Origin of the sequence: Vibrio sp. 10N.222.52.B12 (assembly GCF_002875385.1) — a bacterium.
Classification (GTDB): Bacteria; Pseudomonadota; Gammaproteobacteria; order Enterobacterales; family Vibrionaceae; genus Vibrio; species Vibrio jasicida.
This window is the reverse complement of record NZ_MDAW01000122.1, coordinates 88,527-107,965: the sequence shown is the minus strand read 5'-3', so window position 1 is coordinate 107,965 and position 19,439 is coordinate 88,527. Positions and strand designations below refer to the sequence as shown.

The window sequence follows — 19,439 nt, the reverse complement described above, 5'->3', positions numbered from 1 at the left end:
CTTATCTGATCTACATTGCGCGTAAAAGCGGGCATTGTTTTCTATGACTCATAACGAATGACGAGTGAAGCTTATTTGGTCTCCAACAAGTCTAAGAAGAAAGCGTACTCAAGCGCGTCTTCTTTTAATCGTTTGAATCGACCAGAAGCGCCACCGTGGCCTGCTTCCATATCGGTTTTGAATAGCAAGACGTTATCGTCAGTCTTCATTTCACGAAGTTTGGCGACCCACTTCATTGGCTCAAAGTACTGAACTTGTGAGTCATGCAAACCAGTAGTCACTAGCATGTTCGGGTAACTCTGAGCCTTCACGTTGTCGTACGGTGAGTAGCTCAGCATGTAGTCGTAGTAGGTTTTATCATTCGGGTTACCCCACTCATCGTATTCGTTGGTCGTGAGAGGAATCGACTCATCCAACATGGTCGTCACTACGTCAACAAACGGAACGTGCGCGCCAATACCACGGTAGAGCTCTGGTGCTTGGTTGATAATAGCGCCCATCAGTAGGCCGCCCGCAGAGCCACCAACAGCAAACACTTTATCTTTGGCACCGTAGCCTTCTTCAACAAGTCCTTTGGTTACGTCGATGAAGTCATTGAAGGTGTTTTGCTTAGTCAGCTTTTTGCCATCTTCGTACCAAGGACGCCCAAGCATTTCTGAACCACGAATATGCGCGATTGCGTACACGAATCCGCGATCAAGTAAGCTCAAACGAGTTGAACGGAATGTTGGCTCGATAGTGGAGCCGTATGAGCCGTAGCCGTACTGGTAGATTGGGTTAGTGCCGTCTTTCTTGAATAGGTCTTTGCGGTAAACCAATGAAACTGGCACTTGCTTGCCATCACGAGCAGTCACCATGATTCGCTCCGACTGGTAGTTATCGGCATCAAAATCACCAAGTACCGGTGTTTGCTTCATGATTTCAGATTCACCTGTATTTAGGTCGAAATCGTAGTAAGTCCCCGGTGTCGTCAGGCTGCTGTAGTAGATGCGAACTTTCGAATTGTCTAGCTCAAGGTTGCCTGTGAGGTAAGCAGCAAAAGCCGTATCATTAAACTCGAGTGGAAACTCTTTGCCTGTTGATAATTGACGAACCTTCACGGTCGACAGGCCATTCGTACGCTGCTCATAAACAAGGTGATCGTCAAACAAGTCGAAATCGACTAGCTGAGAATTGTCATTAGCAGGAATGACATCGACCCATTTAGAGCGGTCATGCATCTCTTCAGCTTTCACTTTCATTAAACGGAAGTTTACGGCTTGATAGTTGGTGTAGATGTAGTACCAATCACCCAATTTAGCGATGCTGTACTCAATACCAGTCTCTCTAGGGTAGAAAGCTTCAGCTTTGGCGTTCGGGTTGTTAGCATCAATCACAGACACGCCACTTGTTTCTGTGCTTGAGTGCCAAATGTAAACTTGCTCACCGTCTTTACTCTTACTCAAGAAGGTGTAGTAAGCGCTGTCGGTTTCTTCGTAGATCAGCTCATCGCTTGTTTGATGTGTGCCCAATACATGGCGGTAAACTTGATAACCTAACAGTGTTTGAGGGTCTTTCTTGATGTAGTAGAAAGCTTGGTTATCGTTTTGCCATGCAATCGCACTTGAAGCACCTTCAATTTCATCTTTTAGATATTCACCCGTCGTGAGGTCTTTGATCTTGATGGTGTAAATGCGGCGACTCAGCGTATCTTCGCCATAAGCCAACAAGTTTTCATTTGGGCTGATCGTTAAGCCGCCAATACTGAAAAACTCATGTTCTTTCGCTAACTCATTAACATCTAAGATGACTTGCTTATCTTTACCTGCAAAGTCTTTTGAACGTAGGTGAACTTCGTATTCATTGTCACCTGTGACTTCGTTCGAATAGTAATAACTGCTTTTACGAACCGGAACGGAATTGTCATCTTTCGCTATGCGACCTTTGATCTCTTCAAAAAGCTGATCTTGCAGTGCTTCTGTATGTTTTAGCACGGTTTCAGCGTACAGGTTCTCTTGCTCAAGGTGTTGCAAGATTTCTGGATCTTGGCGCTCGTCATCTCGCATCCAGTAGTAATCATCGATTCGGGTATCACCATGAATCGTCATTGCATGAGGGACTTTTTTAGCAACGGGAGCTTGGGTTTGTTGAGCGACGAGTTGCGATTGGGAGTAATGGTTCATGGTTGGTAATCCTTGATTGCTGCATCCGGCGACTAGCGCGACCGATACGGCCAACGTGGTTAAAGTGAAACGCATCTGTGTATCCTTATTGTGTACTCTTCTCGTGTTGTTTCGCCATTCATTTATCTTGCGAGTAAAAGTACGTTTGTGTTCTTCCAGTGAATATCATTATATCGAATGGCAAACGAATAATTTCTGTATAAGCAACTGTTCTTTTTAGCAAAGATTGGATGGGATGTTAAATGCAATTGCTGGTGGATGAGAGCTAAAGGGTAAGATGTGTGCAACAAAAAAAGGACACACTTTTCAGCATGTCCCTTTTGGGTGATGAGAGTCAGATTCTAGATCGCCAATGGCATTTCGTTTGAGTGATCGTGCTTGCGATTAACCCAACGCAAACCAAGCATAGCGATGATCGACATTGCCATCATCAAACAACCTAGCGGCATTTGGTCTTGTGCCGGGAAGAACGAAGCCAACAGCGTCGCGATACCCGCACCTAGGTTTTGCATGCCACCCAAAATCGCACCGCCAGTGCCCGCATGGTATGGGAACGGTGAAAGTGCGCCTGTTGTTGCCGCGGGGAACAAAATGCCCGCACCCAAGAAATAAATGGTTGCACCGCCAATTAGAGTCAACGCCGTTGTTAGACCAAACAGACCCGGAATCAATACCACTGCTGAGCCAACTAAGATAGCCACTAGACCAACGTTTAGAGCACGACGCTCAGAGCGACGTTGTGCGATGTAGCTAGATAAGCCTGCGCCGACTAAGTAACCCGGAATCGGTAAAACAAACAGCAAACTGACAGTGGTTGCTGGCAAGCCAAGTACGCCGCCCAGTAGTACACCGGCTGCTGCTTCAAATACTGCAACGCCCGCGAAAGTTGCCACCAACACCAATAAGAAGCCTTGGAAGCGTTTGTCTGAAAGCACGAACTTGTAGCTCTTTGCCACAGACTCATGTTTGCGGCGTTCTTTCGGCAAGGTTTCCATCATGCTTGTCATCATGGTAATGACCACCGCGATACCAAATAGTGCGAGGAATAAGTAGCTAGAGCGCCAACCGAAAGCTTCAGTTAGGTAACCGCCCAGTACAGGGGCCATCAATGGCGAGAAAATCACACACATGCTGATCAAGCTGTTTGCACGGTGTAGCTCTGCGCCTTCAAAACAGTCACGAGTCAGAGTTCGAGACATAGCTCCACCACAGCCGATACCCAAACCTTGGATGAAGCTACCCGCTAGAAACCATTCGTACTCATGAGCAAATAGCGCCACCAAAGTACCAAGAATGTAGATGATCAAACCAGCAACGATAATTGGTTTACGACCGAGGCGATCAGAAAGCGGACCATAGATGAATTGCGATAGACCGTAAGGGATCAGGTAACACGCCATCACGGCTTGAAGTGAAGACGCTGATACCAAGAACTCACCCGCCATATGACCGATAGAAGGCACGTACATCGTTTGAGTCATTTGACCTACGGCAGTCAGAATTGCGATTAAAAAGGTAAGTTTCGCTAATGGAAACGAGGCGGACATTTGCGTATCTCTCTAAAAATTAGGACGTAAAAAGCCTTAGCGCTCCATTAAGGAGAGCCAAATGAATAAGGCGATTAGGGAATCTAGGCGCGAGATATTAGAGCTTGAGTGCCGACTTAGCAATCAAAAAGTGTGAAGTTGAGCAAGATAAAAATCTATGATTTGGATTAGAAAAACTAATCTAATTTTGAGGTGCTTTAAAAACAGAAAAGGGAGCCGAGACTCCCTTAAAAAAACAGCGTTTACTTAAAACAACTTTTGTTATTCGCGACCTGAAGCGTAGGCGTAAAGCAACTCAAGTGCGACAGTTGCGCCAGCCAATGCCGTTACATCGCTGTGGTCGTAAGGAGGGGAGACTTCCACTACGTCCATACCTACGATGTTCATGCCAGCGAAACCACGAATGATCTTCAGAATTTTATCTGAGTTCAGACCGCCACAAACTGGCGTACCTGTACCCGGTGCAAACGCCGGATCCAGACAGTCGATGTCAAAAGTGACATACACAGGCTTATCCGCAACCGTGCGACGAACCTCTGCCAGAATCTCTTCTACCGACATGTCGTTCGCTTGCATTGCGTTGATCACATTGAAGCCGTGATCTTGTTGGTCATATTCAGTACGAATACCAATTTGAACTGAGTTCTTCGCAGAAATCAGACCTTCTTTTGGTGCATGGTAGAACATAGTACCGTGGTCGTAAGAACTGCCGTTTGCGTACGTGTCAGTGTGCGCATCGAAGTGGATCAGTGCCATTTGACCATGGTGTTTTGCGTAAGCACGTAGGATTGGTAGCGTGATGAAGTGGTCACCACCCAAGCCTAGCATTGTCTTGCCGCTCTTTAGAATCTCACTTGTTGCCGCTTCTAGGCGGTAAGTGAAATCTTCAGCATCACCACAATCGAACACAAGGTCACCTGCGTCGATCACTTTCAATTTATCAAATACGTTGAAGTCCCAAGGGAACTTCTTGCCTTCCCAAGCAAGGTTTACTGACGCACGACGGATCGCATCTGGACCCATACGTGCACCAGGACGACCAGAAGTCGCCATGTCCAGAGGAACCCCTAGCACTACAACGTCTGCGTCAGCCGATACTGGATTTTTGATGTACGGTCGACGCAGAAACGACATAGAGTTGGAGTAAAGCGAATAATCGGTTTTAGTAAACAAATCATTCATATCAGAAGTCCTCTAAATAGGTGTAGCCTGCCAAACCTTGTTCTAGTTCAGCTAGGATTTGTTCTTGTTCACTGGCTTCAACACGTGCTGAAACCAATTGTTTGTAATTGTCACGAATCGCATCTACGTCGATGTGAACGTAGCGCATCATGTCTTCTACGCTATCACCTTCGTTGATGTAGCTGATCTCAAACTGACCTTCTTCATCAACGTTGACTACTGCACTGTGGGTATCTCCAAATAGGTTGTGCATGTCGCCAAGGATTTCTTGGTATGCGCCTACTAGGAAGAAGCCCATTAGGTACGGTTTGTCTTTGCTCCATGCTGGTACTGGTAGCGTGCTCTCAATGCCTTGGCCATCAACGTAGTGGTCAATTACGCCATCGGAGTCACAAGTGATGTCCAACATCACCGCACGACGCTCTTCCACATCACCGAGACCAGAAAGCGGCAGAACAGGGAATACCTGATCAATTCCCCATGCATCTGGCAGGGATTGGAAAAGAGAGAAGTTCACGAAGAACTTGTCTGCAAGACGTTCGCTCAACTCATCCAAAATAGGACGGTGGAAACGGTTCTTAGTACTCATTTGGCGACTTAGCTCGAAGTAAATACGTAGCGACAGTTGTTCTGCCCACGCACGTTGTTCAAGGTTTAGTACGCCAGTCGCGAATTGTGAGTGAACCTCTACCAAATCGCTTTGGGTATCGTTGTAAATTTCAATTAATGCACGCGCATCCGTACCATCTTGCAGGTTCTCCCAGTTTCGCCACATGTTTTGTAGCAAGAATGGAGCGTCTGCTGCTGGCTCGAACACTTCTTCCGGTTGGTATGTTTCAGTACCAATAACGTTAGAGATAAGTACAGCGTGGTGTGCAGTCAAAGAACGACCTGATTCAGAGATGATCACTGGCATCGGTTGCTCGTATTGCTGACACACATCACCAACAGTATTTACGATGTTGCGTGCATATTCTGCAAGGCCGTAGTTCATCGAGTTCGAAGATTGGCTACGCGTGCCGTCGTAGTCTACTGCTAAACCGCCGCCAACATCGAAGTAATCAATGTTTGCACCCATGGCACGTAATTCACAGTAGAAACGTGCTGACTCGTTTACACCATTACGAACGTCACGGATGTTTGCCATCTGTGAGCCAAGGTGGAAGTGAACCAATTGCATGGTGTCCAGTTTGTCTTCGCGTTTTAGACGATCAATCACGCTCAATACTTGAGACGCAGATAGGCCGAACTTCGATTTCTCACCGCCGCTTGCTTGCCATTTACCCGCACCTTGAGATGCAAGGCGGATACGCAAGCCAAGACGTGGTGTTACGCCCAAGCTTTTTGCTTCTTCAAGTACTAGATCAAGCTCAGATAGCTTCTCTAGTACGATAAATACTTTGTGACCTAGCTTTTCACCGATCAGTGCAAGACGCACGTATTCACGGTCTTTGTAGCCATTACACACGATCACGGAGCTGCCTTGTTGAGCCAGTGCAAGTACTGCCAATAGCTCTGGCTTACTGCCTGCTTCAAGACCCAGCTGTTTATTTTCTAGCTGTGCTTGGCTTGCTAAGATCTCATCAACCACTTCACGCTGTTGGTTTACTTTAATTGGGTACACCAGCAGGTATTTGTTTGGATATTGGTATTCTTCAATTGCTTGGTTGAAAGCTTGGCAAATGCCATGCACGCGTTGGTGTACGATTTGTGGGAAGCGTACTAACACAGGCAGATTCAACTGCTTAGCTTCTAGTTCATTTACAATCGCACTGAAAGGGATTTGGTGTGCACGGTCACTACGAGGAGATACGTATACCTCGCCTTGGTCATCAATTCCGTAGAAGCCTTGGCTCCAGTAGTGAACGTTGTAGTCCGCGCGGATGCGGTCTAATTTAGTTGCTTTTTCCAACTCGATTCTCACAAAAATGTATTTAAGCCCTCATTGGAAATAGAGGAGAAAATACAAAAAAGCAAATCATGAGGCGCTAACCTCATACCCTGACACGAACTCCGTGTGCGCGCATTAACGGATAAAATCCAACCAGAGTCTAATGATTAAAATTTGTGCTTTCGATTAACAACTGTTGTTGATGGTTGGTGTAAACATTTATTTAACAGACTGTCCATTCTGCTGTTATAGTTGGTCTGACCAGTAAGGATTTGGTCGACAAAAAATAAGAACAAAGACTCAACAAAACAAGGACATGTTTTGCAGCTGCACAGAATTCAGGGATACATCCAAACCATGTATCTTGCCGAGTATCCAGACAAATTGATGCTGCTTGATGGCGCAAGTCGAGCGGATATTCCTCACCTCAAAGATTTTATCGAGCACCAGCTCAATCGCCCGTTCACAGACCTAAAGTTGGTCGTTGTTACCCACATGCACCCAGACCACGCTGGTGCGGCGCACAAACTAAGAGATTTGACGGGCTGCAAGCTATTGGCAGCCAAACGAGATACACATTGGTATGGCGGTTTTGATGGTTGGCTAATGCATCTTACGGATTTGATTTTGGCACGTTGGATGGCGAACCGAATGCGCAAACCCAAGCGCAACTTATGGTATTCGCGAAAACTAAAGCCAGATATTGAGCTGGTGGATGGAGAGGTGATTCCCGGTTTTGCTGATTGGCAGATATTGGAAACACCAGGGCATACCGACAGGGATTTATCGGTTTATCACGCCGAACAGAGTGTGTTGTACGTAGCGGATTTAATGGTGCAGGTAAAAAGCCATTTGATCGCGCCATTTCCTATCTTTCATCCCAACCAATACCGCAGTTCGTTAAAGCGCGTTTTTGAGATGAAACCAAGCTGTTTATTGGCAGGACATGGGGGAGAGGTTGAGTTTGATGAAGGCGCGTATCAACACATCATCAATACTGCACCGGTTAGACCCATTACGCATTGGCGAGTAACGAAGATAAAACTGAAAGGATTAATGCGTTCTGTTCTGAAAAGAAAGAACGATAGACAGGAGAAGGGCAGCTAGAAAATCAGAGAAGAGCCAGATGAGCGACCACGGAGTTCGCTCATCTGAAGCTACGGGGATTATGGAGCCAATAAGTGAGATTGGCTCGGGTCTACCAGAACTTTGTCTGCCATACCCTGACGACCTAACAACATCATGTAAGTCATCTTTTCACGGTTAGTTAGCGTGATGTCGATTGGCCACTCTTGGTCGCCCATGCGTAGCATCGTTGTGATCACGCAGCGGTGTTCGAAAGTACCGTTTGATGATTTCACTTTGCGGTTCGCCTTCAGTGGAGCTTTACAGCGAACGACTTGCTCTAAGTGGTAAACATCTGGGTGTAGATCGAACTCTACGTATGACTGACCGTCTTGTTCAGTGCACTCTAGGTTATCTACGTGCAGAGAAGAAGTCTGTGCGCCTGTATCAATGCGCGCTTCAAGGTGAGTAATCCCTAACTCAGGTAAGCAAATTGCTTCGGCGTTCCCAATGATCATTTTCTGATTCATAGTGTCATCCTAGCGATGAGTTAAAAGAGAGCCCTTTATCAGGCTCTCACTCAAACAATTATCAGCCTTTACCGCGAGTACGGTTAGCGTTTGGTTTTGCGTTCTTCTCGATGAAGTCGAAGATCATGCCTGCAACGTCTTTTTCAGTTGCTGATTCGATACCTTCAAGGCCTGGAGAAGAGTTCACTTCCATTACCACTGGGCCGTTCTTCGATTGAAGAATATCAACACCACATAGGTTTAGACCCATCACTTTCGCTGCGTTGATTGCAGTTGCGCGCTCTTCTTTGCTTAGTTTTACAAGCTGAGCAGAACCACCACGGTGAAGGTTAGAGCGGAACTCGCCTTCTTTTGCTTGGCGTTTCATTGCTGCGATAACTTTGTTACCCACTACGAAACAACGGATGTCTGCGCCGTTTGCTTCTTCAATGAACTCTTGCACCATGATGTTTGCTTTTAGGCCCATGAATGCTTCGATAACACTTTCTGCTGCTTTCGTAGTCTCAGCAAGAACAACACCGATACCTTGAGTACCTTCAAGTAGCTTGATAACTAATGGTGCGCCGCCAACGTTTTTGATCACGTCCTGAATGTTGTCAGGGTGGTGAGCAAAACCTGTGCGAGGTAGACCAATGCCTTTACGTGATAGCAGCTGCATAGAGCGTAGCTTGTCACGAGAGCGGCTGATTGCTACTGACTCGTTCACACAGAATGTGCCCATCATTTCAAACTGACGTACAACCGCTGTACCGTAGAAAGTGATAGATGCACCGATGCGTGGAATAACCGCGTCGTACTTTGGCAATTCTTCACCCATGTAACGGATCTTAGGGTTGTTACTCGTAATATCCATATAACAGTGCAGAGTATCGATAACATCAACTTGATGTCCGCGCTCTTCACCCGCCTGCTTTAGGCGCATGGTTGAATATAGATTCTCATTACGAGAAAGAATAGCAATACGCATGGCAATTCCTTAGTAAGTCAGTACCAAATTAAAAATGTAAGTATAGAGTATAGTGAGTGGGTGTAATTGATGTGACAGAATCCACTCTCTTCAGCGACTTAGAATTGTGGTTGGACAACCACGTCGTCAGAGGTGCGAACCTTAGGGCGTTTTCTCAGTAGATGAAAACGAAAAAATATCGTCGATACGACAAAAATAATTTATCGAACTCTCACGCCTTGCTGCATGCGACTGTCAAGGGGATGAAAAAGAAAAATGAGTCAAAATTTCATCAATTTACTATGGCACAAATCACAAAAAAGCGGCCATTCAGCCGCTTTTTGTTATTGAACTAAGTAATGACTTAAGAAGAGTTCAGCCGTTTGGGTGGCTAAAACCCTAGATTCTTCCAAGGTTAGCGAAGCTCGCATTCCCATCAATTGTGGCCAGAATGCGCTGCCTTTAATTAAGTTGTGCAATTGAATGCTTGCCACGTCCACATCATCAACCTTCAATGTGTTTTTTTCTGATTGCTGAGTGAGCCAACGGTACAAGGCCGTTTCTTGCTTTGACATGTGTTCTGCTTGTTCTTTGAGATCTTCCGGCTTAAACAAGAAGTGTCCGAAAGCCACTTTCGCCAGTTCAATATAATCAGGTGCGGTTACCACGATAATTTCGCTGTACAACAATTCGACCAGTTGATCTTTTAGCGGGAGTGTTGGTAAACGTTCAATGTCGCTATCCATCATTGAAGAACGCCATAGTTCCGTTAGTAACTCTGTCACGATCGCTTCTTTAGAAGGGAAGTGGTTGTAGACCGTGCGCTTAGAGACTTGCGCGATAGCAGAGAGCTTATCCATGCTGGTGTTTTGCACCCCAAACTCTTGGAACGCTTGCTTTGCTGCGCACAGGATGGCTTCTCTTTTGGTCTCACTGCGACCTTTTCTTTTTACATTCATAAACTTGCCGAGTTAAGAAGATCATTTCTGGATCTATTTTACACTAAGTAGTTTACTTTTGATAATTAGAATGTAAACTGCACCGTGTAGTTTACTTTTGTTCGGGTTAACTTTTTATGAAAAAAACTTTGCTAGCCACAGTAGGAGCGTTCGCGATGGGTACATCAATGATTTCTTGTTCTAATGTTGATACTGAAAAAGCGCCAACATACCCGGACAAATTTGCAAACACAGAGTTGGAATACAAAAGCAGCTTGGGTGACATGTTCGGCATCATGAAAGCCTACTTTACGACTGAGCGCCTCAATCCAACGCCAACGATTGAAATTCCGGTTCATGCCATGACAGCGAATCAACTGTTAGAAGAGCAAGATGATGTTATCTACCGTTTAGGGCACTCAAGTGTATTAATGAAACTCGATGGCAAATTGGTAATGACTGATCCTGTATTCAGTGATCGCGCGTCTCCTGTGCAATGGGCTGGGCCAAAACGTTTTCACCAAACACCAATTACGCTAAAAGATTTACCAAGTATCGATGTGGTGGTGATCAGCCATGACCATTACGATCACCTAGATAAAGCTTCTATCAAAGTGCTAGGTGACAAAGTGGGCACTTTCTTGGTGCCGTTAAAAGTCGGTCAGTTGCTAGTCAACTGGGGTGTGCCTGAGGAGAAAGTGATCGAGCTAGATTGGTGGGAGTCACATTCTGTCGACGGCATTGAATATACACTGACTCCGACTCAGCATTTCTCTGGTCGAGGTTTGACAGACCGTGATACGACACTGTGGGGCAGTTGGGTTATTAATGCACAACAACACAAAGTGTTCTTTAGTGGTGACTCTGGTTACTTCAATGGCTTTAAAGAGATTGGTGATAAGTACGGTCCGTTTGATTTCACTATGATCGAAACCGGTGCATACAATGAACTTTGGTCAGACATTCACATGTTCCCAGAGCAAAGTGTTCAAGCACACATTGATGTGCAGGGCAAAGTAATGATGCCGATTCACAATAGTACGTTTGATCTGTCGATGCATGATTGGAATGAACCGATGCAACGCGCGTTAGACATTAGTGAAGAGCGTGGTGTAACGTTAGTGAGCCCTGAGATTGGTCAACGTTTGGCGATTGCGGAGCCTCAGCCTGCTATGGCATGGTGGCAATAATGGCTGAGCTAAACAGCCAAACACCAGAATAGTTAAGTCACTTATTAGTAGTTACTTGGTATTAGTTACGTGGTCAGGGATAAGGATAAAGATGCAATGAAAGCAAAGTGGACACTGTTACTTACATTAAGCATTCTGCCTATCTTTGCACTAGCAGGGGTAGAGCAAGATATCTCGACGTTGATAAAGCGAGTTGAGCAATCTTCTTGCACCTTTATCCGCAACGGCAAGGCGTACACTAATCAAGAAGCGGTAGAACACATGCGCAATAAATGGGATTACGCCAAAGATGACGTTGATTCTGTAGATGTGTTTATAAAAGAGGTCGCGTCAAAGAGCTGGTTATCTGGCAAACCCTATTGGGTGGATTGCCAAGATAAACGCATTACCAGCGAAGAGTGGCTAACATCATTGATGAGCCCCACCAATCACATCCAATAATACTTCTTTGATGGTCTGGTATCGCAGTGGCAGTGTGCGGCTGCGTTTTCTCACCAAAAACAAATCTTCGTATACCGGTTGTTTTAACTCAGCCACATACAACTCTTCTCTTAGTGGAAAGCTCTCCACCGCACTGTAGGGCAAAACGGTAAACCCCAGTCCTTTGCTAACGGGCAATAGAATCTGACTGAGTTGGTTAACGTAGCCTGATAATGGCATGTCACTGACCTTGATCTCTTTGAGTAAAGGCTCTGCACATTGATCGAAAAACAACGTCATATAATGCTCAGCATCCGGGTGACCAATCACGCCGCAACTTCGAAGCAGTTCAGGCGTTAACGTTTTTCCATGATAGGACTTTGGTAAGATCAAACACAGCGCTTCTCTGCCAATTTGTTCACTTTGGAAAACACTCTTATTGGGAGAGTAAGTCACGATGCCCATATCAATACGGCCATCAGCAACTCCATTTAGAATCGACTGATTCGGCGCCGCTTCCAAGTGAATCGATAGTCCGCGATGCTGGGTTTGTTTTTCAAGCAGTGGATCAAACAGCATCAAGGCAAGTGCTCCGGAACAAGCTAGCTTGCAATGACCTGCAAAGGGATCATCGAAGCTCAGATCTTCCAGTAAATTTTTCTCTTTCTCTTCCAACTCTAACGCGTAGGCATACACCATTCGGCCTTGCTCTGTCAGTTCAAAGCTTTTGTTCTCGCGCTTAATCAATGGATGCTGACAAGCTTGCTCTAGCTTTTTGATGTGCTGACTGACACCGGGCTGGGTCATATAGAGCTTTTCTGCTGTCTGAGTAAAGTGGCCGACTTCGACAAGAGTTTTGAATGTGTGTAACCAAACTGGATTAAGCATAGGACGTTGTTTGCTCAGCGTTTATTAAAGAAAGCGTTTCGAGAGAAAGTGTAGAAATAATAGCATGATGCGTGGAATAACGCAGAGGAGGATGGTAAATGACAGGCAAAATAAAACCCCGCCTGGTTTCCCAGACGGGGCTTATTCTTTTTCGCAGCAATCCGGCTACTAATAGGTGCTCCCTGCATCTATCCTTGATTGTGGCTAAGTCCTTTAACCGAGTTCCTTGTTCATCGCCTTCCTAGCGGTGTCCATTCTTGCCTATCATCCTGACGGGCGAACTCTATCCTAGAGCTTAACTACATCCTTGCTGACAACTCATCCTAAGCTATCAAATCTTCATCCTGAAGATACCCAATCCTTTAGGCTTTTTTCCTGTTCCCGCCAACATCCTGTCGACACACTTAGTATTGTTGTTTTGCTGATTACTCTCAATCAGCTAGGTAAAAAAACTTTGGCAGCGAATATTGCTTAAAAAATGATAATTGTTAATTTTCAGTTAGTTAGGTTTGTTGTTCGATTTGTTCTTAGTCAAAAATGGTCGTTTTGCTTACATCGCTTGTGAGAGATCTCGCACAAGGTGCCGAGCGAATGTACGAATCGGCGTCTTTTTCGTCTTGTTTGAGAGTTTGCTCAAGATCACAACTCGACTTGTAGCCATAAGATTTGGCGATGGCTTTAGATGAAATTCCCATTTCCTTTATCGCAAACGCAGCCCACTCATCACGAGTTTTTTGCATGATCTGGCGTAGCTTGGTTTTAAAGTTGCTCATAAAAGCTCCTTAGTTAGCTTGTCTTTACAAGAGAAGAATAAGGAGCGTGATGAGGCTTAGTTGATAGTATGCCGCTCAATATCAATACTATTGAGGCGTGATGAAGAATATGCTCGTAATACTGATATTATTTGCGCGTGAAACAATACTATCTTGTGGGGTATCAAATGGCGCACATCGAAAAAGTACCGCAAAGGCCTGGTTTTTCTTGGCGCTACCGTCGTATTGATGAACCAGCGAAAGAATACGATTTTCATTTTCACGATGACGTCTTTGAGTTGGTCATCCACCGTAATTTTACGGGGACTTTGCACATTGGGCATCACGAGCTAGAGGTGAGCCACAATCAGATGCTTTTAATTGCGCCAGGTGTGCCTCACTCTATTCACTCCACGTCGGTAGAAAGCAATTGCGAGACTCATGTGATTTGGTTTAAGCGTGAGTGGATCGCGAACCTAATGTTCTATTGTACTGAGCTACGCAAACTAGACCCGTTATTGAAAGCCGCAAATAAAGGAGTGGTGTTCTCTGAGCGAACGGCACAGCAAGTAGTGGTTCTTCTGCAAGAGTTGATGAAAGTGCCCGCGATGGAACAATTGTCGAGATTCATTCATATCTTATCTTTGGTTGCCCATGACGAAGCGGCGAAAACCTTGATGACCCATTCATACCTTTCGATGAGTGAACACGAGCAACAAGAAAGAGCGCGCGTCGCAAGTGTGAACGCGTATCTTGAGCAGCATTTTGCCAACAAGGTGACATTGGCCGATTTAGCTAATTACTTGTCGTTGAGTGAAAGTGCGGTCACACGATTGTTTCAAAAGCACTTTAAAGAGCCGTTTAGCCAACGTTTGATGAAGCTAAGAATCAACCATGCCGCTGATTTGTTGCAATCGACGGAGTTACCAATAGGGATCGTGTTTGAACGAGTAGGCTATCGCAATCAAGCTTTGTTTAATCGCCACTTTAAAACCTACAAAGGGCTAACTCCGCGAGATTACCGACAACATTACCAGCAGCGAATCCAACCTTAGTTTGAGCATGTGCGTACTTTTGTTGTGTACTAAACTGGAATTTATGTGCAACTGGTATATTATTTGCTAGGTTATCTAAGAATCGTTATTAAGATTCGATGACAGGTTAAATAGGGAACTTGATTGCCATATTTCTGTCATAAGTGGTGAGTAAGTTGACCGTATCAACAAGATAAAAGCAGTTTTACTGGTCAAAAAATGACTGCAACGCTTCTACTTTTATCATTATGTTGTGAAATTAGTCACGGTTAATTGATTCGTTCCTCGATAGATTGAAGAGGAATACAACCTTAGACAATAAGCTCAAGATGAGCGTTACCTATATAGATGAGGGAGATTGCTATGAAAAAGATGAGAAGAGCTCAGCTACACCGTGTTCGTATCCAATACTGGAAAGACACAAAGACTGAGACTGCTAAAAAAGCATAGTAAACCATACTCAATGGCACTGAGCTGGCAATGGACGGATAACCTTCCATAAAATGCCAGCTCTAAAATTATCTAGCGCATCCATACTTTCCAAGACTCCAGCTTTCCTAAACTGAGCTTCCCAAAAAAACCAAACGTTCCACTCTTTCTAGATTCAACATTTCAGCACAAAACCATAGCCTTAAATGCAAAAAAGCCAGTCCGAAGACCAGCTTTCTCATTACTTGCTCTACTCTATTTATTACAGAGTGATTCCGTAATTACAGGTAGTTTGCGTCAACCAGTTCGCCAGCTTTTGCGCTGCTTACTTCTGGGCGAGCTTGTAGCCAAGCTAGAACTTGTGCTTTTTGTTCTTCAGTTGCGCTTTCGTAACGCTCTGTTGAACATAGGAAGCCTTCAAACAGCTCTAGGCCACCGCCACCGAAGCAAAGGTTTAGGCCATCAATGTAGTCGATAAACTCATCAACGAATGCATCGTAACGGTCAAAGTCGTTGATGTCAGTCTCACAGCTGATCTCAAAACCTAGGATTGCGAATTCGCCTAGGAACAGCTTCTTGCGAAGACGACGATTTTTGTTATCGATTTTATCTAGTTTCATGATTATTTCTCGTAGATGATTTGAGTAAACCTTATACCTCCAAATCTAGCTCAGCCCAAGCAAAATCGAAAGTACGTAGAATAGAGGGGTGATTTATAACATTTTCTAAACACAAAGTTCATAAAGATAGACTAGTTCTGTCACTTTTCTCTTCCAAACTTCCCCTCGCTCAATGATTTACAAACCTATAATTCAACCTAACACTGGGAAAGCAACACCATGAGTAAGGAAACCTTCGACGCGACGCGTTACAACCAGAGTAATAACAAACCTTTTGAAGAAGTACTGGAAGCGAGCCTATCTCGACGCAGTATCCTGAAAGGTGGCCTAGGTATCAGTGCGATGACCGCTTTTGGCGCATTTGGTCTATCTGGGTGCAACTCTTCTAGTTCAGGCACTTCTGCTGGTGGCGGCTCTGGCGTTTCAAGTGCAGTTCTCAATTTTGATTCGATTCCGGGCTCACTGACGGATGCAGTATCGATTCCGCAAGGTTACATAGCACAAGTATTGGTGCCATGGGGTACGCCTCTAAACGCACAAGGTAATGCATGGAAAGACGACGGCAGCAATACAAGCACCGATCAAATCAATGCACTTGGTATGCACCATGACGGCATGCATTTCTTCTCACTAAACGACAGCGACACGGACGGCTTGTTGTGTATCAACCACGAGTACATTGATACTTCAGCACTGCACCCAAGTGGCCCAACAGTTGTGGGCGGTGTGCGTACTATCGTCGATGAAGTTCGTAAGGAAATTAATGCACACGGCGTGTCTGTGGTTCGCATACAGCTCGAAGACAATATGTGGAAGTTAGTCGATACCGATCCACTAAACCGACGCTACACTGGTGCAACGGTTATGGATCTTTCTGGCCCTGTCGCGAATACAGAATTGACCGTAACTCGCTTCTCTCAAGATGGCAGCCAAGCGCGCGGCACACTGAACAATTGTGGTAACGGTTTCTCGCCTTGGGGCACGTACCTAACGTGTGAAGAGAACTGGCCGGGTTACTTCGTTAACGCAGGTGTTCGCACTGAAGAGCAAGATCGTATTGGTGTAGATGACGAACGCACTCGCTACCTATGGGAAACGTTGGCGGGCAACGCTGAAGAACGCTTGGACGAGTTTACGCGCTTCAATGTTGAGCCTACGGGCGCAAGTGCATTAGATGATTACCGTAATGAAGCGAACGGCCATGGTTACATTGTTGAAATCGACCCTTACACGCAAAACTCACGTGCGAAGAAGCGTACTGCACTAGGCCGCTTTCGTCATGAAGGCTGTACATTCGGCAAGCTTGAAGAAGGCAAACCAGTAGTATTTTATTCTGGTCACGACTCTCGCTTTGAGTACCTATACAAATTTGAATCTGCGGCAGCGTGGGATCCTGCGGATGCTAACCCTGATAACCGCTTGGCGATGGGTGACAAGTACATGGATGAAGGCACACTGTATGTGGCGCGCTTCAACGAAGACAGCTCTGGTACTTGGCTACCACTGACACTAGACAGCACGACGGTTTCTGGTGGTACTTTGGCAGATAGCTTCAATTCTCTAGCAGAAATCATCCTGAATACGGCTGGCGCAGCAGACCTTGTGGGTGCGACGCCAATGGATCGCCCAGAGTGGTGTACTGTTGACCCATTCACAGGCTCGGTTTACCTGACGCTAACGAATAACACTAAGCGTACAGAGGAAACTAACCCTGCAAACCCACGTTTGAATAATAAGTTTGGTCACGTAATCCGTTGGGATGAAGGCGAAGCAGCAACAGACTTCACGTGGGATATCTTCGTGTTTGGTTCTCCGGCAAACGGTGATGCGGACACTAACCGTTCGAGTTTGACCGAGCTTAACCAGTTTGCGAGCCCAGACGGCTTAGCGTTTGACCCTCGCGGAATCCTATGGATTCAAACGGACAACGGTGCAGATGAAGTGACGTCTTACACCAATGACCAAATGCTTGCAGTTGTACCTTCTAAGCTGACGGATGAAAACGGCACACAAGAAGTGATCGGTGCAGAAAACCAAGCTGAGTTGAAACGTTTCTTTGTTGGCCCTAACGGCTGTGAAGTGACGGGCTTTACCATCAGCCCAGATTACAAATCTCTGTTTGTGAACATTCAGCACCCAGGCAACTGGCCATACAGCGACAATGCTGCGGAAGAAACACCTGCAGGAATGACACTGCGTCCACGTGCCGCGACGGTGGTTATTCGCCGTGAAGACGGTGGTGAAATTGGTGTTTAACCAATAGGTCATACGACTGAAAATCGGGAATAAGAAAAGCCCTGAATTTGCAGGGCTTTTGTCGTTTTCTATCTAAATAAACATGCACTTTATATCTAGATAAGAACAAACTTAGCTTTCTAAGGAAGCGCCACCAGTGCGAATCACATCTTGATACCAGAAGAAGCTCTTCTTGCGTTTACGTTCTAACGTACCTTGACCATCGTTATGACGATCCACATAAATGAAACCGTAGCGCTTGCTCATCTCAGCGGTCGAGTTTGCGACCAAATCGATTGGTCCCCAACTGGTGAAGCCCATCAGCTCAACGCCATCAAGAATTGCTTCGTGTGCTTGTACAAGGTGGTCGTTCAAGTAAGCGATGCGGTAATCATCTTGAATCTCACCGTTTTCATCGAGTTCATCACGCGCGCCCAAGCCGTTTTCTACGACGAACAGTGGTTTTTGGTAGCGATCGTGAAGGAAGTTCAGCAGAACTCGAAGGCCTTTTGGATCAATCAACCAACCCCATTGGCTCTTCTCAAGATATGGGTTTGGTACGCTATCGACGATGTTACCCACTTCTTTTTGTTTCGGATCCGCGCTCGCACAACCACTTGCGTAGTAGCTGAATGAGATGAAATCGACACTTGCTGATGCGATCTCTTCTAAGTCGCCTGCTTCCATCTGAATTTCAATGCCATTTTCACGGAAGTAACGCTTCATGTAGCCAGGGTATTGACCACGTGTTTGTACATCACCGAAGAACAACCACTTGTTGTTTTCATGCATTGCAGCAAGCACGTCATAAGGATTACAGGTATATGGGTAGTTGATTGCGCCAAGCAGCATGTTACCAATCTTGCCGTTTGGTACGATTTGCTGACACAGTTTTACCGCTTTTGCGTTTGCGACTAGCTGGTGGTGAATCGCTTGGTAAATCTCTTGTTCACTGGCGTCTTCCTGCAAACCAACACCGGTAAATGGTGCGTGCAGTGACATGTTGATTTCGTTGAACGTTAACCACAGCTTCACTTTGTCTTTGTAGCGTTCCAGCACAGTGCGAGCATAACGTTCGAAGAATTCGATGACGCGACGATCGCCCCAGCCACCGTAGTTTTCAACCAGTGCGTAAGGCATTTCGTAGTGAGATAAGGTCACAAAAGGTTGGATGTTGTGCTCGGCAAGTTCGTCAAAAATTCTATCGTAGAACGCCAAACCTTCTTCGTTAGGCTCTTGTTCGTCACCGTTCGGGAAGATGCGGCTCCAAGCCAAAGATAGGCGCAGACAGTTAAAGCCCATCTCTTTGAACAGCGCAATGTCTTCTGGGTAGCGATTGTAGAAGTCGATCGCCACGTCTTTGATACCCGGCGTGCGTTCTTCGCGGGTTTGATGTGGGCTCAAAATACCGTTTGGCAGCATGTCTGATGTCGATAACCCTTTACCCCCAAGGTTGTACGACCCTTCGACTTGGTTTGCAGCAATGGCACCGCCCCAAAGAAAATGTTCAGGAAACTTAATCATGTTTCTCACTCTTTATCGTTCGGAAGTTATTCGTTTTATTTGCTTGAGAATAGTGTAGGTCAAGGAGGGATTCTTGTATCGAGATC

16 protein-coding genes are annotated in these 19,439 nt (G+C 45.6%); 5 read left to right on the top strand and 11 right to left on the bottom strand.

Annotated features, from left to right (window positions below; all coding sequences use genetic code 11):
* Nucleotides 1-71: 71 nt before the first annotated feature.
* The 4 genes from BCT11_RS15775 to speA all read right to left on the bottom strand — a co-directional run bounded on the left by BCT11_RS15775 (nucleotide 72) and on the right by speA (nucleotide 6,803).
* Nucleotides 72-2,237, bottom strand: coding sequence for a S9 family peptidase (locus BCT11_RS15775; protein ID WP_102388703.1), 2,166 nt, complete (start codon nucleotides 2,235-2,237; stop codon nucleotides 72-74).
* 266 nt (nucleotides 2,238-2,503) lie between these two features.
* Complete coding sequence (gene emrD, locus BCT11_RS15770; protein ID WP_045409448.1) at nucleotides 2,504-3,709, bottom strand: multidrug efflux MFS transporter EmrD; 1,206 nt, start codon at nucleotides 3,707-3,709, stop codon at nucleotides 2,504-2,506.
* A gap of 261 nt (nucleotides 3,710-3,970) precedes the next feature.
* Nucleotides 3,971-4,891, bottom strand: coding sequence for an agmatinase (speB, locus tag BCT11_RS15765; protein WP_039976066.1), 921 nt, complete (start codon nucleotides 4,889-4,891; stop codon nucleotides 3,971-3,973).
* A gap of 1 nt (nucleotide 4,892) precedes the next feature.
* Entirely contained in the window at nucleotides 4,893-6,803 is a 1,911-nt protein-coding gene (speA, locus tag BCT11_RS15760) for an arginine decarboxylase (protein WP_038868570.1), read from the bottom strand.
* Nucleotides 6,804-7,139: 336 nt separating this feature from the next.
* Between speA and BCT11_RS15755 the strand changes: the two genes are divergently transcribed.
* Nucleotides 7,140-7,889: an MBL fold metallo-hydrolase gene (locus BCT11_RS15755; protein ID WP_198593955.1), complete on the top strand. Its 750-nt coding sequence runs from the start codon at nucleotides 7,140-7,142 to the stop codon at nucleotides 7,887-7,889.
* Nucleotides 7,890-7,948: 59 nt separating this feature from the next.
* Here BCT11_RS15755 and BCT11_RS15750 read toward each other — a convergent pair whose 3' ends face one another.
* From BCT11_RS15750 to BCT11_RS15735, 3 genes are all read right to left on the bottom strand, one after another.
* Complete coding sequence (locus BCT11_RS15750) at nucleotides 7,949-8,377, bottom strand: RimK/LysX family protein (protein ID WP_005432588.1); 429 nt, start codon at nucleotides 8,375-8,377, stop codon at nucleotides 7,949-7,951.
* A 61-nt stretch (nucleotides 8,378-8,438) separates the two neighbouring features.
* Nucleotides 8,439-9,344: a 30S ribosomal protein S6--L-glutamate ligase gene (rimK, locus tag BCT11_RS15745; protein ID WP_005438260.1), complete on the bottom strand. Its 906-nt coding sequence runs from the start codon at nucleotides 9,342-9,344 to the stop codon at nucleotides 8,439-8,441.
* Between the two features lie 323 nt (nucleotides 9,345-9,667).
* Complete coding sequence (locus tag BCT11_RS15735) at nucleotides 9,668-10,282, bottom strand: TetR/AcrR family transcriptional regulator (protein ID WP_005438259.1); 615 nt, start codon at nucleotides 10,280-10,282, stop codon at nucleotides 9,668-9,670.
* Between the two features lie 155 nt (nucleotides 10,283-10,437).
* On the opposite strand from BCT11_RS15735, the gene BCT11_RS15730 reads away from it, so the two are divergent.
* Nucleotides 10,438-11,451 carry an MBL fold metallo-hydrolase gene (locus BCT11_RS15730; protein ID WP_102388701.1) on the top strand — a complete coding sequence of 338 codons (1,014 nt, stop codon included), beginning with the start codon at nucleotides 10,438-10,440 and terminating at the stop codon, nucleotides 11,449-11,451.
* A 96-nt stretch (nucleotides 11,452-11,547) separates the two neighbouring features.
* Nucleotides 11,548-11,892 carry a DUF5329 family protein gene (locus BCT11_RS15725; RefSeq protein ID WP_102388700.1) on the top strand — a complete coding sequence of 115 codons (345 nt, stop codon included), beginning with the start codon at nucleotides 11,548-11,550 and terminating at the stop codon, nucleotides 11,890-11,892.
* On the opposite strand, the gene BCT11_RS15720 is transcribed toward BCT11_RS15725, so the two are convergent.
* Nucleotides 11,860-12,759, bottom strand: a complete 900-nt coding sequence (locus BCT11_RS15720) for a LysR family transcriptional regulator (protein WP_038896566.1) — start codon at nucleotides 12,757-12,759, stop codon at nucleotides 11,860-11,862. The two genes, BCT11_RS15725 and BCT11_RS15720, sit on opposite strands and share 33 nt — an antisense overlap.
* A gap of 527 nt (nucleotides 12,760-13,286) precedes the next feature.
* On the bottom strand, nucleotides 13,287-13,532 hold the full coding sequence (locus BCT11_RS15715; protein ID WP_038868532.1) for a hypothetical protein: 246 nt from the start codon (nucleotides 13,530-13,532) through the stop codon (nucleotides 13,287-13,289).
* 167 nt (nucleotides 13,533-13,699) lie between these two features.
* Between BCT11_RS15715 and BCT11_RS15710 the strand changes: the two genes are divergently transcribed.
* The gene (locus tag BCT11_RS15710) at nucleotides 13,700-14,566 is read left to right on the top strand and encodes a helix-turn-helix domain-containing protein (protein ID WP_102388699.1); all 867 of its coding nucleotides are present in this window, start codon (nucleotides 13,700-13,702) and stop codon (nucleotides 14,564-14,566) included.
* A 689-nt stretch (nucleotides 14,567-15,255) separates the two neighbouring features.
* On the opposite strand, the gene BCT11_RS15705 is transcribed toward BCT11_RS15710, so the two are convergent.
* Entirely contained in the window at nucleotides 15,256-15,594 is a 339-nt protein-coding gene (locus BCT11_RS15705) for a YggL family protein (protein WP_005438242.1), read from the bottom strand.
* 219 nt (nucleotides 15,595-15,813) lie between these two features.
* Between BCT11_RS15705 and BCT11_RS15700 the strand changes: the two genes are divergently transcribed.
* Nucleotides 15,814-17,850 (top strand): PhoX family phosphatase, encoded by a 2,037-nt coding sequence (locus BCT11_RS15700; RefSeq protein WP_102388698.1) that lies wholly within the window; start codon nucleotides 15,814-15,816, stop codon nucleotides 17,848-17,850.
* Between the two features lie 111 nt (nucleotides 17,851-17,961).
* Here BCT11_RS15700 and BCT11_RS15695 read toward each other — a convergent pair whose 3' ends face one another.
* Complete coding sequence (locus tag BCT11_RS15695; protein ID WP_045422722.1) at nucleotides 17,962-19,353, bottom strand: family 1 glycosylhydrolase; 1,392 nt, start codon at nucleotides 19,351-19,353, stop codon at nucleotides 17,962-17,964.
* Between the last annotated feature and the right edge of the window lie 86 nt (nucleotides 19,354-19,439).